Genomic DNA, 18,151 nt, shown 5'->3' with positions numbered 1-18,151 from the left:
CATGCCCGGTCCATTTGTCGTTCCCGTTCACGGCGATACGGAATTGCCGAAACAGGTAGACGTCGTTGTCATCGGTGGCGGGATCATCGGAACCTCGACGGCGCTGGAACTTGCCGATGGTGGCCTTAAGGTCGCCTTGTGCGAAAAGGGCGGTATCGGTCACGAGCAGTCCAGCCGCAACTGGGGCTGGGTGCGCATCTCTCGCCGTGACCCGCGTGAAGTACCGCTTATGGCGGAATCATTACGCATCTGGGCCGATCTCAACAGACGAACCGGCAGAGAGACGGGCTTTAAGCGCTCCGGCATCGTGTTCACCTGCGCCGACGAAAAGCAGTTCGACGAGCATGAACGCTGGAACCACAATCTGGAGGGATACCAGATTGAAAGCCGAATGCTTAGCGCAGCGGAGTTCAATGATAAGTATCCTGGCAATAACATGAAAATCGCCGGCGCGCTCTATACGGCCGGCGATTGCCGTGCCGAGCCCCAAAAGGCGGCGCCGGCCATTGCAGAGGCGGCGCGTGAGCGCGGCGCCCATATCCTGACCGAGTGCGCGGTGCGCGGCCTGCAACTTTCCGGCGGGCATGTTTCAGGTGTCGTCACCGAACGCGGTGAGATTGCCTGCCAGGCAGTGGTGCTGGCAGGTGGCGCCTGGTCCAGCCTGTTCATGGGCAATAATGGTCTCGACTTGCCGCAACTTAAAGTGCTGAATTCGGTGCTGCGCACCAAGCCTCTCGAAGGCGGCCCTGACGAGGCAATCTGGGCAAGCGGTTTTGCGCTGCGCAAGAGGCAAGACGGCGGCTACACGATCGCCGACGGAACGCAGAACATTGTCGATCTCGTCCCGGCTTCATTCCGCTACGCGAAGAAGTTCATGCCGGCCTTTTCCCATGAATGGCGTTCGCTGCGCTTTCGGCTTGCGGGCCGGTTCTTCGATGAAGCGCGCATCCCGAAACGCTGGGCGCTCGATGAAGCCTCGCCCTTTGAGTATAATCGCGTGCTGGATCCTATCCCGTCCAAGGCGATGACGGACGGTGCGCTGAAACGTTTGTCTCAGGCCTTTCCTGTGTTTGCAAAGGCCGAGATAGCTCAACGCTGGGGCGGCATGATCGATGTGACGCCGGATGCCGTGCCGGTGATCGATGCGATCGACGCGATCCCGGGCTTCCATGTCGCCACTGGCTTTTCCGGTCACGGCTTCGGGATTGGTCCCGGTGCCGGTCGTTTGATGGCCGATATCGTTACCGGCCGCAGCCCGATCGTGGAGCGCCGCGATTTCCGGTTCAGTCGTTTTTCGGATGGCTCGAAGATCGAGTTGATCAGCGGCTTTTAACGCGCCTTGCGACCGGCGGCGATGCCGCCTGTCGCGCTATCATACCGGCAGGACCCCTGCCGGCGGGAGGCTTACCGCCCGCAGAGGCGGATGCAACGACGTGACATTCAAGACGATCCATCAAAAAAGGGGAACTGACCATGTCCGATCAATCCAATCCGTTTATTGCCACCACACGCCGACAGGCACTTGGCCTTCTTGCGCTCGGCGCATCCGGTGCCGCATTAAGCGGTCTTCCTAGTCTGTCGAGCGCCTTCGCAAAGGAAGCTAAAACACCCAAGGGGCAGCTCACCATCGGCTTCTCACAGGAGCCGACGGTCTTCAATCCGCATATGCCGCACATCGAAGTGGATGAAGGCATCCATTTCAGCATCTTCGATCCGCTGTTTTACGTCGACGAAAAGGGCGCCTTCATCGCTGCGCTCGCCGCGGAGGTGCCGACTGTCGAAAATGGCGGTATTTCTGCCGACGGGCTGTCCTGGAAGGTGAAACTGCGCGACGACGTCAAGTGGCATGACGGAAAGCCTTTCACCGCCGAAGACGTCAAGTTCACCCTCGAGCTGCTTGTTGACCCTAACTTCCGTTCCTGGCGTAAGACCGGCCATGAATATATTCGTGATCTCACTGTGGTGTCGCCGACGGAAATCACCTGGAAGATGGAAAAGCCCTTCGCGCCCTATCCTTCCATCCTCGCCTCAACGTTCATCACACCCAAGCATGTCCTTGGGGCTGCAGCGGACAAGAACACCGCACCCTTCAATAACGCGCCCATCGGAACCGGTCCGTTTAAGTGGAAGGAGCGTGTCGCAGGCGACTACATCCTGCTTGAAGCCAATCCGGACTACTTTGCCGACGGTCCGCACCTCAGCCAGTTGATCTACAAATACGTACCCGACCTGAACGTCATGTACACGCAGTTCAAGACTGGTGATATCGATGTCGTTGGCCTGCAGTGGATCACGCCCGATCACTATGACGAGGCAAAGGCGCTGCCTGGCAAGGTCGTCACCGTCGTCCCCGGCTCGACGGTGGAATCCTTTACTTTCAATATGGAGCGGCCGCAGTTCAAGGATCCAAAGGTCCGGGAGGCCCTTTACCACGCCATTGATAAACAATCGATCATCGATGCACTCTACTATGGACTGCCGACGCCGACCGAAAGCTATGTCCCGCAGCAGTCGTTCTATTACAATCCGGATCTGCCGAAACACGAATACTCGATGGAGAAGGCCAAGAGCCTGCTCGATGAGGCAGGCTGGAAACCCGGGGCGGACGGCATTCGGGCCAAGGATGGCGTCAAGCTTTCCTTCACCTGCTCGACGACAGCGGGCAATCATATCCGTGAACAGGTTCAGCAATATATGCAGCAGTCCTTTAAGGACCTCGGCGTGGACATGACGATTTCCAACCTGCCGCCGGCCGTTATGTGGGGCGACTACTGGATGCTATCGAAGTTTGACACCGTCATCGTCGGTCTCGATTTTCTCACCGGACCCGATCCCGATACGTCGGATTTCTTCCGCTCGAACTCCAGCCCGGCCAAAGGCGGCTCCGGACAGAACACTTGGCAGTTTGCAAACAAGGAGGTGGACGATCTTCTCGCCAAGGGCGGCAGTCTATTCGTTCCGGAACAGCGCAAGGCAGCATACCTGAAAATTCAGGAGATCATGCGCAAGGAATTGCCATTCCTGCCGCTCTTCCAATACGCAACCGTGCGTGGTCACAAACAGGGTGTCGAGAACATCGTCTTCAACATCAACACGCGAATCGACACCTGGAACGTCGGAAGCTGGCACCTCAGCTGATCATCGAAGGAGCCGGACCTCCATGAGGTCCCGGCATCCATACCATGGCGATCGGATCATGAGGCAGTTTGCATCGAGCATACCTCCAGCCGGTCGTTTTCGACGATCCCGAAGGCTTGCCCAAGAGCTGTTCCTTCCGGACGGCATCTTGGGTCGAACCGGAGTTGACCTAGATGTTCGCCTATCTTCTCAATCGCCTTTGGCAGAGCCTTATCCTCCTGGTGCTTGTTTCGATCATCGGCTTTGCGATCCTCAATCTCGCACCGGGTGGCCCGCTCTCGCAGTTCGCCCTGACACCAGGTATGACGCGCGAGGCGCTGGATCGCATCGCGCACCAGATGGGCCTCGACCGCCCCCTGCCCATCCAGTATCTCGATTGGGTCTGGCGTCTGCTGCAGGGTGACTGGGGCAAATCCTACCGTGACCAGCGACCCGTGCTCGACATCATTTCAGGGCATCTTTTTGCAACGCTTCTACTGATGGTCACGTCGACGGTGGTCTCGATTCTGATTGGGACCTGGATCGGTATCAAGGGAGCGACGAAGCGCTACTCACTCTTCGACTACACTGCCACGGTGGGCGCCATGGTGGCATTGTCCATCCCCACGTTCTGGTTTGGTCTGGTCGCCATTTATGTCTTCGCATTAAAGCTAAAATGGCTCCCTGCCGGCAATATGTACACGATCGGCGATCAGTCCCTTTACGATTATGCCATCCATCTGGTGATGCCGAGCCTCGTTCTGGCGCTTGTCAACATCGCCGTCTGGAGCCGGTACATGCGCACCGCCACGCTCGACGTCATCAACCAGGATTTCGTACGCACGGCGCGCGCCAAGGGGCTGACCGCACGCCGGGTTCTGATGAAGCACGTCGTAGGCAATGCATTGCTGCCGATGATCGCGCTGGCTGGCGTTCAACTTCCGACTATCCTCGGCGGTGCTCTGGTGACCGAGACGGTCTTCACCTGGCCGGGCATGGGGCGGCTCTTCCTCGATAGCCTCGGCTACCACGATTATCCCGTCGTAATGGGACTGCTGATGTTTTCCGCAATTCTGGTGCTGCTTGGCAGCCTGATGGCCGACCTTCTTGTCGCTCTCGTCGATCCCCGGATCAGGCTCGGATGAGGCCGCACCCGCAACAGCTGTCGCTCCCGAAAGGATAGACCATGTCTGACGCAAAGCTTTCCCTTTCCACTGATGCTGCCACTCATTGGTGGCGCAGCCGCACGGCCCGGCGCTTTATGCGTCACAAGCTCGCAGTCCTCGGGCTTGCGATGATCTCGATCATGATCTTCGCCTGTGTTGTCGGTCCCTATCTTCTGCCCTATGACCAGCTCTTTATCGATCTTCGTGCTCGCTTTGCCCCACCGTTGACGGGCGCGCATATTTTCGGCACCGATCCGCTTGGACGCGATATTGCAGCACGGCTTTTCAATGCGGGCCGGATTTCCCTGCTCGTTGGGTTTTTCGCAATGGTTTTGTCGACACTGATCGGTACCGTGATCGGCGTGGTGGCGGGCTATTATGGCGGTCGTCTCGGCGCTGCCTTGATGCGCTTTGTCGATGCGTTTTTATCTTTCCCAAGTATCTTCCTGCTTCTGGCGCTCGCCGCTTTCGTGCAGCCAAGCCCATTCATGATCACAGTGATCATCGCGATCACCAGCTGGATGGAGATCGCCCGCTTGGTGGAGACGGAGGTGCGCTCGCTGCGCGAACGCGATTTTGTGCTCGCCGCACGGATGCTGGGGCTGCCGAATGCCTGGATCATGTTTCGCGAGATCCTGCCAAACGCGATCGGCCCGATTATCGTTGCGGCAACACTGACGGTCGCGCGTGCCATTCTACTCGAAGCCTATATCAGCTTCCTTGGATACGGCATTCAGCCACCGCTGCCGAGCTGGGGCAACATGCTGAATGGGGCTCAGCAATACCTCGATAAGGCACCGTGGCTCGCTATCGTGCCAGGCGTCGCGATAACTCTTGCGGTAACGAGCTTCAACTTCATCGGTGACGGGCTGCGCGATGCGCTCGATGCACGCAGCGATCTGAACTGAAGGGGGAACGCCATGACGGTTTTTTCGCCCTTCGATGCAACTCTCTGGTATGCAACCGCTGCCCCGGCCCCGAAGACGGAACGGCTCGAAGACAGCGTGAGGGCCGATGTCTGCATCGTCGGTGCCGGCTATACGGGGCTAACGACGGCGCTGGAGCTCGCAAAGGCGGGCGTTAGCGTGGTACTTTTGGAACGCGAGGAGGCAGGTTTTGGCGGCTCAGGTCGCAATGCCGGCCACTGTACGCCGACCTTTACCCATTACAGCCTGCCGGAATTGCGGCGGATGCTTGGCGATCCGTGGGCCGAGCGGTTGATCGAGCGACAGACACGCGCCAATGACCGTGTTGGCGCGATGATCAGAGACTACCAGATCGATTGTGAGTGGGTGCAGAACGGCTATGTAATGGGCGCTCCGCACCGCCGCGCGCTCGATACCATTCGTGCAAAGGTCGAGACTTACAACGCGGTTGGTGCCCGTACGCGTTTGATCGATCGCGACGAAGTGGCCGCGATCACCGGCAGCCCTCGCTTTCATGGCGGCTGGCTGCATGAGGAAGCTGGGCACCTCAACCCACTTGGCTATGCACGCGGCCTCGCCCGCGCCGTTATCCAGGAGGGCGCGAAGATTTTCACGGGATCGGCGGCAATATCTTGCGAGCGCGAAGCTCGGGGCGGATGGAAGGTCCGCACCGCGGCCGGTCAAGTGACCGCTGACAAGGTGATCTTCACGACCGGCGCCTATACTGTCGGTGGCTGGCCGAATCTCGACAAGACCTTCAAGATCCAACTCGTCTTCGTTGCGGCAACTCAGATTCTATCCGCAGAAACGCGCACCCACGTGCTTCCAAACAACACCACGATACATGACGGCCGCGGCGACATCTATGTCTACAAATACAATGCCGAAGGCCGGATCGTCGCCTCCATGTTCCCCATGGGGCGGCGTGGACGCGATATGGCCTATACGCGACGGGTGATGAGCGAAAGGCTGAAATGGCTGCACCCGCAAATCCGTGAAGACATCCGCTGGGAGTATTTCTGGTTCGGCGAGCTCGACATGCAATATCGCACGGTGCCGCGCTTCTACAATTTGGCGCCCGGCGCTGTCGCGCTGACGGGGCTTTCCGGGCGCGGTGTGCCGACGGGCTCCATGCTCGGCTCCATTTTGTCTGAATGGGCGCTGGGCAAGCCGGAGAAAGAGCTGGCATTGAAACTAGAGCCCTTGACGGCAGCTCCCTTCTACATGAGCTTTGGGCCGGCGCTCACCTTGCGCTATCATCGCCTGCGCGACAACATCGTCACCCGGCTTTCCGGTGCACCTCTTCCGCCACACGCCTGAGAGGTCATCGATAGGACGGACGCCCAACGCTGCCTTGGCTGCGGAGCGCATCGAAAGATTTGAAGAACCGGCTGCCCGATCCTCCAATATCAGGGCATCAGCTCCTCGATCTTAGTCTCAAGCTTGAAAACGAGACCTGTGGGATGGAAAGTCATAACGGCTGTGCCGTTGAAGGTTGTTCCGAGCGCTCTCTCGATCAAGCTCGTCCCAAAACCCCTCTTTGTCGGTTCCGAAACCTCAGGACCACCCATCTCCTCCCAAACAAGCGTGAAAACCCCGTCGTCGTCACGCCATTCGATACGCACGCGTCCAGCCTCGTTGGCAAGCGCCCCGTATTTGGATGCATTTGTCGCAAGCTCATGAAGCCCGAGTGCAAGAGCGCCGTTCAGCGCATAGGTGATCGTCATATCGGGACCGAAGTAACGGATTCGGCCCCCCTCGTTGAAGGGACTGACCGCTCTTTCAATCGTTTCCCTCAGACTTGCTACGCTCCAGTTCGAACCGAGCAAAAGTTCGTGCGAGCGCGCGAGGGCATGGATCCGCTTGCCGATCGTGTCTCGCAGGTCCTGTCGCGGCAAGTCGGAGCGCAGGGATTGATTGACGATAGACTGAACCGTTGCAAGCGTGTTCTTGATGCGATGGCTCATCTCACGGCTAACGAGAAGGCGGAATGCTTCGGCCTCCTTTCGCTCCGTTATATTGATGGAGATGCCGCTCATCTCCACTGGCCGATGATCGTCACCGTAACGGGTCTGTGCCCGAACTTCGATCCAGCGTATTGATCTATCTGGAAGTAGAATCCGGTATTCGACATGCAGGTCGCCATCTTCCGCAAGGGCTTTTTGCACGGCTTCCTGCCACATCGGAAAATCTGCCGGATGAACCAGGGCCTGCAAGTCTGCATAGGTGAAGTTCTCGGTCGGCGCGATGCCGAAATTTGCTTTGCAAATCGAAGAAGCGACGAGCCTTCCTTCGGCTAGATCCAGCGTCCACGTGCCCAAGCCGCCAGCCTTCAGCGTAAACTGCAATCTGTTTTCGGCTTCGGTCAGGTCACTGATACGGCGCTCAAGCTCGGCATTGTCGGATAGAGCGGAAGCCGAGGCAATTCTTCTGTCTCTTGTAATCTCGAGCTGAGACGCAAAGAAGTAAGTCAACTCGCCGTTATCGAAGACGGGAGAGACCAAGAGCCTGTTCCAGAACCCTGAACCGTCCTTGCGATAGTTCATCAGCTCTATTTCAATGGACTCTCTCATCGCGATCGCTTCGCGGATCTTCTTGACGTCTTCTCTGCTCGTGCCCGGGCCTTGAAGAAACCTGCAATTGCGGCCCAGCGTTTCCTCGCGAGAGTAGCCAGTCAATCGCGCGAAAGCATTGTTCACAAAGACAATAGGATTATCTTTTAATCGAGGATCAGTGATGACCATCGGCATGCGGGTTGCCCGCATGGCGGCTGCAAAAGGATCCGAACCCGACTTTTCTCTTCTGATCTCCTCAGCAATACGCAGTTGATCATCGCTTTTTTCCATTGTGAGGGATCAACGCTTTCTGTTCTGGAGTATCTGGCCCTCGCGCACATTAGGCCCCCGCACCTGCACTTACAACGGGCCGTCGGGTACATTCGATGACCTGGGAATCTTTTGTGCTGGCATGAAAAGCCTGTTTCTCACGGCTTCCGATGTGCAGAAAACGCGCGCTAAAATCCCGACCTATCGGGAACGATCAGTCTGATGGAGCTGATCGCTCGCCCATCGATATGTACAAGGATCACGTCCTTGGATAGCGCAGGTTCAGGCGGAGGCAAGAAGTGCGTCGATTTCACTGCGAGATGGCATGGCCGGCGCCGTGCCCGCTCGCGTGACGGCAATGCCGGCGGTGGCGGCCGCAAAGCGTACGGCATCGATCGGCGCGCGACCTTCGGAAAGGGCCGTTGCAAACCCGCCAAGAAAAGCATCACCAGCGCCGGTCGTGTCGATAACTTGACCGGCAGCAACCGCAGGCACGAATTCGCTCTGGCCAGCCGTATGGTAGAGCGAGCCACGCCCGCCAAGCGTGATGATGGCGGTCTTTGCGCCACGCTGCAGCAGGGTATCGGCGGCTTTGACCGCCTGTTCGTCGGTATCGACGGGATGCCCCACAAGGCCAGCGGCCTCGATTTCGTTCGGCACGATGTAATCGCACAAACTATAGATGTGTTCTGGAATGACCTGTGCCGGTGCCGGATTGAAGATCGTCGTTACACCAGCCTTCTTTGCGATCTCAAGGCCATGAATGGCTGCCTCTATCGGCTGCTCCAACTGGGTCATGAAAATGGCTGCCGCTTCGATTTCGGCACGGTTGGCATCGACGTCTGCAGTGTCGATCATTCCCGCAGCGCCCGGTGCCACGATGATGGCATTGTCGCCATTGTCTTCGTTGACGAAGATGAAGGCAGCGCCCGTCGAGACGCCCTCCATCCGCATCACGTTCGCCTTGACACCAGCATCCGCGTAGGCCGCGAGCGCCATATCGCCGAAGGGGTCATTCCCGACACGCGAGATGAAGGTCACCTTCCCGCCAGACTTGGCCGCAGCAATTGCCTGATTGGATCCCTTACCGCCTGGCCCGAGGGAAAACCCCGAGCCAATGAGGGTCTCGGCAATTTGCGGCATTCGCTTTGCTTTATAAGCTGTGTCGGCCGCGAAAATACCAAGGATGACGATCGTCTTTCTTTCGCTCATCGCGCAACGTCCTCGGCTGGAATGACGCCTTTTGTCAGGATGAAGCAGCCATAAAACCGCATCTCACCGGTCGAGATGACGCAGTAGGCCTTGCGGGCGATGTCATAAAAAGCCATCCGCTCGATTGGATACATCGGCGCAGGCTTTCCTTCAGCATGATCGACAATTGCCTGCACTTCCTGCTGTACCTCTGGAATTTCATCCGGCTTGCCGATGACCTCCATGCGGCCCACGGAGGGCTGGATCGGCGTGTCGAGCGGAAAGACCGACAGGATTGCCTCGATCGCTTTTGGCGCGGAGACGTTTTCCATGGTCAAAAGACGGCCGATCAGCGAGTGCCGAGCGACGGAGTCCGACGGGAAGTTCGTATCGGACACGACGAGATAATCCCCGTGGCCCATATTGGAGAGGGCCTGCAGAATATCTCCGTTGAGTTCAGGTCTGATACCTTTGAGCATTGTCTGTTTCCTCGTGTTGACGGCTTTGCAGCCTTGCTTGTTTTACCTTGCGCTTCTTCCCAGCATGGGTGGACCGGTTGAGCCGCGCACAACGAGCGTCGCACTCATTGCCTCTTCTCCAGTCCCATCGACATTCTCAAGCAACAATTCGACCGCTCTGCTGGCGAGTTGATCCGTGGGCTGGCGCACCGTCGTCAGGCGCGGCACCACGAGATTGGCAAGTTGAATGTCGTCGAAGCCGGCAATGGACAGTTCGCTCGGCACCTCTAACCCGATGTCGCGGGCGGCGCGCAAAGCGCCGATGGCTTGCTGATCACTGGCAGCAGCGATGGCCGTTGGTCGCTTGTCCGGTGGCTGTAGCAAAAGCCTGCGGCCGATCATTTCGCCGGATTCATAATCAAACCTGCCGGAAAAAATTTCGAGCTCGATGTTCTCATCCAATTCGGAGATGCGGCTGACAAAGCCTTCGCGCCGCTTCCGGCCCGCTTCGGTATCGGTTGGGCCAGCAATATAGGCGATCTTTCTATGACCCAGCTCATAAAGATGGTCGGCGACGAGCCCAGCCGCCTCTGCATGATTGATGGAGATCAGCGGAAAATCGGCATAACGGCGATCAAGAGAAACGATGGGAACATTCAATTTTACCTGCGATGGGCAACTCAGGTTCGCCGCGACCAAGATGATGCCGCGCACCGAGCGGTCAAGAAATGCGGAGATGTGGTTCTGCTCTACCTCGCGGTCGTTGTGCGAGCTTGCCAGCATCAGCGAATGGCGATGCTTGGCGGCGGCACGCTCGGCGCTGGCTGCCATCTGCGAGAAAAACGGATTGGTGATATCAGGCACGATCAGTCCGATGACATCCGTTTTCGAGGTCCGCAAGGCGCGAGCCATGACGTTGGGTCGGTAACCGAGCGCGCTGATCGCTTCGTTGACCTGGTTACGCAAGGCTGGCTTGACGGCAAGCTCTCCTGCCAAGACGCGCGATACCGTACCGACGGAAACGCCGGCCCGCATGGCGACATCCTTGACTGTGGGTATTCGATCCATAAGGGGGCGCCGCACTATTTCACGGCGCCGGCGGTCATGCCTGCGATGATATGTTTTTCAAGCAGTATGCCGACGAAGACAAGAGGCAGAATACCGGCCGTGGACAATGCTGCCATCGACCACCAGTTGATACCCTGGCTGCCTGTTTGGCTGGCAATCATGACCGGCAGGGTATTGGTATTCGTCGATGTCAGGAGGGCGGCGAAGAAATATTCGTTCCAGCATAAAATGAGTGCCAGAATGAAAGCCGCGACCATGCCGGGAAGCACCAGCGGTACGATGATGCGGCTGAAGGCCCCCCAGATCGACAAGCCATCGACGAGGGCCGCCTCCTCCAACTCCACCGGAACGGTGGCGAACTGATCGCGCATGATCCAAACGACGATCGGCAGAACCATCAACGTGTAAACCGCAATCAGCCCACTATACGTGTCGAGCAATGCAAGCTGCTTGTAGAGCACAAGAAAAGGCAGCGCGAGTACGACCGGCGGCATGATCAGCTGGGAAAGGAAGAAGAAGGATATATCCGAATTGCGCATGTGTCCGAATTTGTAGGAAAAGCGGCTCAGTCCATAGGCTGCCAGCGATCCGAGGAAGACGGCAAGCGCTGATGCGGTCACCGAAATGATGGCGCTGTTGAACAGACGATGCATGAATTCGTCCCGCACGGTCGAGGTCTGCACGAGCGCGTCGGGTGACAGACCGAGCGAGCGCCAGCCGAGCCAGCTCGGCGTAAATTCGAGCCAGGGGATCATGTTCCCTTTCATCACGTCAGGCGCGGTTTTGAAGGACGTTGAGATGGTCCAGAAAAGCGGAAAGAAGCTCACCACCGCCCAGGTTATCAGCAGACCGTAGACGACAAAGCGCATGGCCCACCAACGAGCGCGCTGGCGACGGGCGAATTTATCCAAGTCGATGATAGCCATCAGAGCCTCCCCGTCATGCGCTTGACGATCCGATCGGTGATATTCATCAGCCCTGTCATGCCGACAACGATGATTACGAGGTAAACGAGCGCCAGAAGCGTGCCGTAACCGACATTCGAGCGATCGCGATATTCACGATAAATGAAGCTGGTCACAGAATCGGTTGCCCCGCCCGGCCCGCCTGCCGTCACGGTAATGATGATGTCTGCGAGCTTGAGTTTGAAGATGATACGGATCATGACCGCCGTCACAGAGACAGGCAGCATGAGCGGGAAGATCACTTTCCAAAAGCGTTGCCACTTCGTCGCGCCATCGACCTCAGCCGCCTCCAGCACTTCGCGCGACAACGATTGAAGGCCGGCGAGCAGCATGATCATCATGAAGGGAATGAAGGTCCAGGCATCCATCAGCATGATAGTAATCTTGGCGGTCAGCGGATTACCAAAAAAGGATGGATTTTCCCAGCCGAGCCAACGGGCAACGCGCGCAATCGGTCCAAAGCGCGTTTCGAGCATCGACTTGCCGACCATCCAGCCGACAGCAACGGGCGAAAGCATAAGGGGCATCAGAAAGACCACACGCCAGAATTTGCGGGCGACAATCTCCTGGTTGAGGAGCAAGGCAAGACCGAATGCGATGGCATATTCGACCGCGATCGCCAGCGTGTAATAGACCATGTTGAGAAGTGCGTTCAAATAGAACGGATCGGCCAGCATCTGCCGTACATTGTCGAGCCCGTTGAACTGTCGGCCGGTTGGGGAGGCGAGGTTCCAGTTGGAAAAGCCGACCCAGAGCGCAAACAGGAGCGGAAAAACCACCATTGAGACGACAAAAAGCGCTGCCGGCAGAACGAAAAGTGCCTTCTTACCCGCTTCACCGTAGATGACGACGCGTGTTACGCAAAGAACTGCAGCCCAGATGAAGTAGGCGTAAAGCACCGGCCTCCATGTGCTAAAACCTAGTTCCGTCCAACCCATGTCATGCGAGGCCTGAAGTAAAAACGAGGCAACGAACCAAGCAGCGCTGAGCCACAAAGCGGTATGGCCCCAGAACCGCCGGCTAGCAGAAATGGAAACGGTCTCGACCGTGTGCAACAGGTCGCCTTGAAGTGTCGACATAAAAGTCCCCGCCAGACCATTGAGACAACCGGCGGAGCGAAACGCCCCGCCAGCACAGTCATTTCAGACGATCACAAGCCCAGGCTCGCGCGATAAAGCTTCAACTGCTTATCTCGGCCGATCTGATCGGTAATTTTCTCCCAGGCTGCAGCGATGGCATCTGCGGTTTCTTGAGCGGACTTGTATTTTCCAGCATAACCCTTTGCCAATTCGTCTTCCGCAACCGAATAGTACTGGAAGATACCGGGAATACGCGGCTCGACAGTCCGGTTCGGGTGGTTATAGGAGCCGAACTGAGACTTCAGGTAGTTCGAGATGTATTCTTCCTTGTATCCGGCTGAGACCCATTCCTCGATCTTCGATTGACTGGTGCGGTGAACCTGGAAGCCAGATGGATACATCGCAGTCCAGATGGCGATGTCCTTGCCGCCGAGATGGGCAGCCGCGCTCCAGGCGGCACGCTGCTTCATCTTGTCGCTGTCGACGCGGGCCATGACATAGATGCCCCAGCCAAGATAGGCGCAGTTTGGTGCGTAATTGACGCCATCCTTGGCCTTCACCCACTTACCAGCTTTGCGATCGTAGACATCTTCAGAGCCCGGGAGGATATCGAACGCGACTACATCACCGACTACCGATGTGTCCGAAGTATTGGCCTGCTGGCCGATGTCGCCCCACCAGGTCACCATGGAACCCGTGCCCGCGAGAAACTGCTGGAACCCCGTCGTGCCCGGATCGGCGTTGATCTGGTCGGTCGGCTCAAAGCTCATGAGGTCCATGGCTTCCTGGATAGCGCGAACCCAGCCAGGGCTGTTGACCAACGGCTTCATGTTTTCAGGGTCGAACAGCCAGGCAGGATCGCCGGGCATCTTCACATAAGCGGTGGCGCGGTCTTCCAGGAAGTAGAAGCCAAAGCCACCCCAGCCCTTGTAAGGATCAAGATATCCGTAAGCGGAAGAGCCAGACAGCGGATCCTTCTTGCCCTTGAGGAACTTGGAGATTTCCTGGACCTGCGCCCAGGTTTTCGGCGGAGCCCACTCACCCTTATGGCCTTCGTCTTTCCAGGCCTTTGCCAGCGTTTCGTCTTTGAAATAGTCAGCGCGGTAGTTGAAGTTGTGGCAGTCGCCATCAATCGTCACGCGATAGGTTTTACCGTCCCAAGTGCCAACCGGCGGCTTAAGATAGTCCACATAATCGTCGATCTCGATCTGCTTCTTCACCCAGTCAGGCATTTCCGACAAAAGCCCCTTGCCGGCTGTGTCGCCTTCAAAGGGTGCCCCCATTTCCAGAATGTCGAAATCGACCGTGCCTGTAGCAATCGACTGCTGAAGACGAGCATTGTAATCGGCCTGCGCCAAGTCGATCCAGTTGATCTTGGCACCTGTGTAGGCTTCCCAAGGTTTCAGAAAGCCGCGGAACAGGAAATTGTGAAGATTCTGGTTGTTGAGCCCCATAAAGGTCAGCTCGACTCCCGCGAATTCACCCTGCTTGACGTTGGATTTGGTCGGACCAAGGCAGAGTTCACCGACCTTTTGCCAGTCCGAATCCGTCGGCGCGCCCTTACCGACCCCTGGGATTTTCAGGATTTGACTGCGCACGTCATCGGCAGCAAAAGCCGAGGTCGGCACGCCGCCGAAGGCCGTCGAGACGCCCATTAGGGCAGCCGCACTCGCTGTGCCGCGCAGAATGTCGCGGCGGCTCGCCTGACGGCGCATCAAGCTGTCGTAAATTTCGACTTTCATGTGGTCTCCTCCCACGTTTTGAAAAAAACTTAAGTGTCGGATGCCGAGCAAAATCAGTCTTCGATTTTTGCACTGGCCTCCAACGAAACTATCTGTTAAGCAACAAAATGAAACGTTTCATCTGTTGCTTGAAACCGCTCCTCCCGATCTCGGCTGCGAGAATTGGACACCGGCGGGCAAATGTCAACAGATTATGAAACGTTTCATGGAGGAGCATTTTCACGGCATGACGAGACGCCGACCGAACGATCTTCGGCCGATAATGCGTGCAAAATTCTGTGAATGAGAGGGAGAAATGCTAAGGCGCTGATTGTCGATGCAAGCGTTGGCGCCAACGGCAGATGGGAGCGAGATGGCTGAGGTCAAGATCACCGGAGCGCAGAAGTCCTATGGCGCACTAAATGTCCTTCATGGCGTTGATATCGACATCAACGACGGGGAATTCGTCGTCCTGGTCGGCCCTTCCGGATGCGGAAAATCGACCCTGTTGCGGATGGTTGCGGGCCTGGAAGGTATCACAGCTGGAGCGATCTCCATCGGCGGGCGCGTGGTCAACAACCTGCCGCCCAAGGACCGCGACATTGCCATGGTTTTCCAGAGCTACGCGCTATATCCGCACAAGACCGTTGCAGAAAACATGGTTTTTGCACTGCGCCTGCAGAAGCAACCTGCCGATGTCATTAAGCAGCGCCTCAAGGTCGCGGCCGAGACGCTTGACCTCGTTCCTTACCTTGATCGATACCCACGACAATTGTCGGGTGGCCAGCGCCAGCGCGTGGCCATGGGTCGGGCCATCGTCCGCTCGCCGCAAGTCTTCCTCTTCGACGAGCCGCTTTCCAATCTGGATGCCAAGCTGCGCGTTCAGATGCGCAAGGAGATCAAGGAACTCCATCAGCGGCTGCGCACCACTACGATCTACGTCACGCATGATCAGGTAGAAGCCATGACCATGGCAGACAAGATCGTGGTCATGCAGGGCGGACGTGTCGAACAGATCGGGACGCCGCTCGACCTTTACGATTGGCCGAACAACACATTTGTTGCCACCTTCATCGGTTCACCCTCCATGAATCTGATGAAAGGGCATTACAAAGCGGATGGGCAGGTTTTCGTTTCCGAGACAGGTGACGAAATTGCTCTTGGCTTTTTGCCGACGGCGAGTGACGGTCAGGCTGTTCTTCTCGGTGTCAGACCGGAACATCTGCAGCTTTCCGCAGAAGGTCTGAAGGCATCTGTCAACGTCACGGAACCGACCGGCCACGAGACGATGGTCTTCCTGCGCTACGGCGAAGGCGAATTGGTGGCAGTTTTCTCCGAGCGACACGACTTCAGACCAGGAGATGCAGTGACGATTGCACCGCGCACCGGCAAGTTGCATCTCTTCGACGCTCAGTCCGGGCGCTCGCTCAGGCAGTAGGTTCTGCAGCTGCGGAAAGCCAAGGTTTGTGTCCGCTCTCCTCCAACCAGGCATCGCGTTGCGAACGGATCCAGTCGAGGAAGATTTTCACCTTCCTGTGCCGAAGATGATCACGCGGACAAACGATCCACTGTGTGGTCAAAGCGATCTGATGTGGTGTCTTGACCGGGCACACAAGACGGCCCTCGGACAGCTCCTTCCACATCATCAGCTCACTCTCCAGCGCGATGCCGATCCCGTCGCAAGCGGCATCGATTGCCATATGGCTTCGGTCGAAGAGAACCCGCTGCCAGCGGAAATCATGCGAAACGCCTGCTTCTTTCAGCCAGCGTGGCCACTGCGCCTGCGATTTGACGGAGTGGATCAGCCTATGATGCGTCACCTCGTCTGGCTGCAAGCTCCCAATGCTGGCCAGTTGGGGAGAACAGACAGGAATGAACGTCTCTTCCGCCAACCCCTCGACGAACAAACCCGGCCAGCGCCCATCTCCGTGGCGGATCTCCACATCGACAAGTTCCCGGTTGAAGTCGGTCGGCTCGTTGGTTCCGTCGACCCGCAGCTCGATTTCGGGGTGCGTGTTGAGGAACGACTTCAGTCGCGGCAGAAGCCATTTGTTGGAAAGCGTTGGTGTGGCGCGAATGTTCAACGTCGTTACCGTGCGATGGCCGCGCAGTGTGTTCGTGGCATCCGTGATGTGCTCGATCTCGTCGGCGATCATCTCAAAGTAACGCTCGCCGGCTTCCGTTAAAACGATGCCGCGACCCATCTTGTTCATGAGCGTGACGCCAAGCTGGAGCTCCAGGGACTGGATCTGCTGCGTCACCGCCGAGGGCGTCACGCTCAGTTCGTCGGCAGCTTTTGAAATGCTGCCCGAACGAGCCGCCGCGTGAAAGACCAGAATGCTTCGGATCGGCAACTGCAAGGCATCTTCCCCCGATTAAAGATCCTTTCCCACAGGACCAGTCCGTTTAGAACAACTAAACGAAACCACAGTAGTTCTAAATTGCATCTAAGCAATGGCTTTCTTACCCTTGCTCAACCTTCCAGGCACAACATCGCTTGAAGGGGTTCAAGGCCGACGGCTCTGGGAGGAGGCGCGGTGTTGAACGGGAGATATTGAAGCGAGGTAATTTCTACCGCCGCTTCTTACGGGAGGAAAACATCATGAAATTCAAGAACACCGCGATGCTGCTTGCGGCATCGGCCGTTTCGCTGCTCGCCGCGAATGCTGCGTTGTCCGCCGAAAAGTGCTCGGCCTATCCAAAGGCCAAGAGTGAAAAAATCGATTCCACCGACCTTGAAAAGACTTTCGGTGCAGTGCCTAAGCCAGCCAAGGAGCTGCGTTTCGCTTATGTGACGAAGACGTTGATCAACGAATTTTGGCAGGACGTTGCCGCCGGCGTGAAGGACGAGGCTGGCAAGTATAACATTAAGGTCGACGTCCAAGCGGCCAAGGATGAGTCCTCAATGATCGAGCAGCTCAACCTTGCGCAGACCATGCTCTCACAGAAACCGGATGCATTGCTGCTGTCGCCCCAATCCGACTCTAACCTTGCCCCGGTCATCAAGGCAGCGCGCGCTGCCAATATTCCCACCATCATCATTGACGATGCCCGCACCGACGGCGCGAGCAGCTATATTGGCACAGACCAAGTCGCCATCGGCGGAAAAGCAGCCGATTATCTTGGCGAACGCTTCAAGGATGGCGGCAAAGTTGCGCAGATCGAAGGCGCGGCAGGTTCGCCGAATGCCCGCGCCCGCATCAAGGGCTTCCAAGAAGGCTTGAAGAAGTATCCGAAGCTCCAGCTCGTCGCTTCTCAGCCAGGCAACTGGGATCGCCTCGTTGCGCTGAACGCCACCAGCAACATCTTGCGCCAGAACCCAGACCTCGTCGGTGTCTATGCCAACAATGACGGCATGGCGCTCGGCGTTGTCGAAGCGGTGCGCAAGAGCAGTTCGCTCGACAAGGTCGCGGTCGTCGGCACGGACGGCATCCGTGAGGCTAAGAAATCCGTCGGCGCAAAGGAAATGGCGGCGACAGTTGCCGAATTCCCCTTCGAGGAAGGCCAGCTCGGCGTCCAAGTCGCGCTGCGCCTGATCGGCTGCCAGGAAGTCCCTGTCTGGGTTGTCTCGCCGCAGGCCGTTATCACCAGCGAAAACGTTGCAAAATTCCCGGATCCGGTTGCCTCCAAGTAAG

15 protein-coding genes are annotated in these 18,151 nt (G+C 57.5%); 7 read left to right on the top strand and 8 right to left on the bottom strand.

All coding sequences use genetic code 11. The features are described from left to right. Position 1: 1 nt before the first annotated feature. From VQ830_RS15970 to VQ830_RS15950, 5 genes are all read left to right on the top strand, one after another. Positions 2–1,333, top strand: coding sequence for an NAD(P)/FAD-dependent oxidoreductase (locus tag VQ830_RS15970; protein WP_337269133.1), 1,332 nt, complete (start codon positions 2–4; stop codon positions 1,331–1,333). A gap of 140 nt (positions 1,334–1,473) precedes the next feature. Then, positions 1,474–3,138: a peptide ABC transporter substrate-binding protein gene (locus tag VQ830_RS15965; protein WP_337269132.1), complete on the top strand. Its 1,665-nt coding sequence runs from the start codon at positions 1,474–1,476 to the stop codon at positions 3,136–3,138. Between the two features lie 173 nt (positions 3,139–3,311). Further along, a complete protein-coding gene (locus VQ830_RS15960; RefSeq protein WP_337269131.1) occupies positions 3,312–4,262 on the top strand; it encodes an ABC transporter permease in 951 nt (316 codons plus the stop codon). Positions 4,263–4,303: 41 nt separating this feature from the next. Next, positions 4,304–5,191 (top strand): ABC transporter permease, encoded by an 888-nt coding sequence (locus VQ830_RS15955; protein WP_337269130.1) that lies wholly within the window; start codon positions 4,304–4,306, stop codon positions 5,189–5,191. A gap of 12 nt (positions 5,192–5,203) precedes the next feature. Continuing rightward, complete coding sequence (locus VQ830_RS15950; protein ID WP_337269129.1) at positions 5,204–6,529, top strand: NAD(P)/FAD-dependent oxidoreductase; 1,326 nt, start codon at positions 5,204–5,206, stop codon at positions 6,527–6,529. An 89-nt stretch (positions 6,530–6,618) separates the two neighbouring features. On the opposite strand, the gene VQ830_RS15945 is transcribed toward VQ830_RS15950, so the two are convergent. The 7 genes from VQ830_RS15945 to VQ830_RS15915 form a co-directional block, all read right to left on the bottom strand. Then, positions 6,619–8,055 carry an HWE histidine kinase domain-containing protein gene (locus VQ830_RS15945; RefSeq protein WP_337269128.1) on the bottom strand — a complete coding sequence of 479 codons (1,437 nt, stop codon included), beginning with the start codon at positions 8,053–8,055 and terminating at the stop codon, positions 6,619–6,621. A gap of 261 nt (positions 8,056–8,316) precedes the next feature. Next, a complete protein-coding gene (gene rbsK, locus VQ830_RS15940; protein ID WP_337269127.1) occupies positions 8,317–9,246 on the bottom strand; it encodes a ribokinase in 930 nt (309 codons plus the stop codon). Continuing rightward, entirely contained in the window at positions 9,243–9,704 is a 462-nt protein-coding gene (locus VQ830_RS15935; RefSeq protein WP_337269126.1) for an RbsD/FucU family protein, read from the bottom strand. Before VQ830_RS15935 ends, rbsK begins: the two co-directional genes overlap by 4 nt. 42 nt (positions 9,705–9,746) lie before the next feature. Then, positions 9,747–10,751, bottom strand: coding sequence for a LacI family DNA-binding transcriptional regulator (locus VQ830_RS15930; RefSeq protein ID WP_337269125.1), 1,005 nt, complete (start codon positions 10,749–10,751; stop codon positions 9,747–9,749). Between the two features lie 14 nt (positions 10,752–10,765). Beyond that, entirely contained in the window at positions 10,766–11,677 is a 912-nt protein-coding gene (locus VQ830_RS15925; RefSeq protein WP_337269124.1) for a carbohydrate ABC transporter permease, read from the bottom strand. After that, on the bottom strand, positions 11,677–12,795 hold the full coding sequence (locus VQ830_RS15920) for a carbohydrate ABC transporter permease (protein WP_337269123.1): 1,119 nt from the start codon (positions 12,793–12,795) through the stop codon (positions 11,677–11,679). The genes VQ830_RS15925 and VQ830_RS15920 overlap by 1 nt, the downstream gene beginning before the upstream one ends. Before the next feature lie 71 nt (positions 12,796–12,866). Beyond that, positions 12,867–14,537 carry a type 2 periplasmic-binding domain-containing protein gene (locus VQ830_RS15915; RefSeq protein WP_337269122.1) on the bottom strand — a complete coding sequence of 557 codons (1,671 nt, stop codon included), beginning with the start codon at positions 14,535–14,537 and terminating at the stop codon, positions 12,867–12,869. Between the two features lie 352 nt (positions 14,538–14,889). On the opposite strand from VQ830_RS15915, the gene VQ830_RS15910 reads away from it, so the two are divergent. Further along, positions 14,890–15,954 carry an ABC transporter ATP-binding protein gene (locus VQ830_RS15910; protein ID WP_337269121.1) on the top strand — a complete coding sequence of 355 codons (1,065 nt, stop codon included), beginning with the start codon at positions 14,890–14,892 and terminating at the stop codon, positions 15,952–15,954. On the opposite strand, the gene VQ830_RS15905 is transcribed toward VQ830_RS15910, so the two are convergent. Further along, on the bottom strand, positions 15,944–16,876 hold the full coding sequence (locus tag VQ830_RS15905) for a LysR substrate-binding domain-containing protein (protein ID WP_337269120.1): 933 nt from the start codon (positions 16,874–16,876) through the stop codon (positions 15,944–15,946). The genes VQ830_RS15910 and VQ830_RS15905 overlap by 11 nt on opposite strands. 242 nt (positions 16,877–17,118) lie before the next feature. Between VQ830_RS15905 and VQ830_RS15900 the strand changes: the two genes are divergently transcribed. Further along, positions 17,119–18,150 (top strand): sugar ABC transporter substrate-binding protein, encoded by a 1,032-nt coding sequence (locus VQ830_RS15900; protein WP_337269119.1) that lies wholly within the window; start codon positions 17,119–17,121, stop codon positions 18,148–18,150. The last annotated feature ends 1 nt before the right edge of the window (position 18,151 follow it).

Source organism: Oryzifoliimicrobium ureilyticum, assembly GCF_037199735.1.
GTDB classification, from domain to species: domain Bacteria; phylum Pseudomonadota; class Alphaproteobacteria; order Rhizobiales; family Rhizobiaceae; genus Rhizobium; species Rhizobium ureilyticus.
This window is presented reverse-complemented; position numbering and strand designations above follow the sequence as displayed.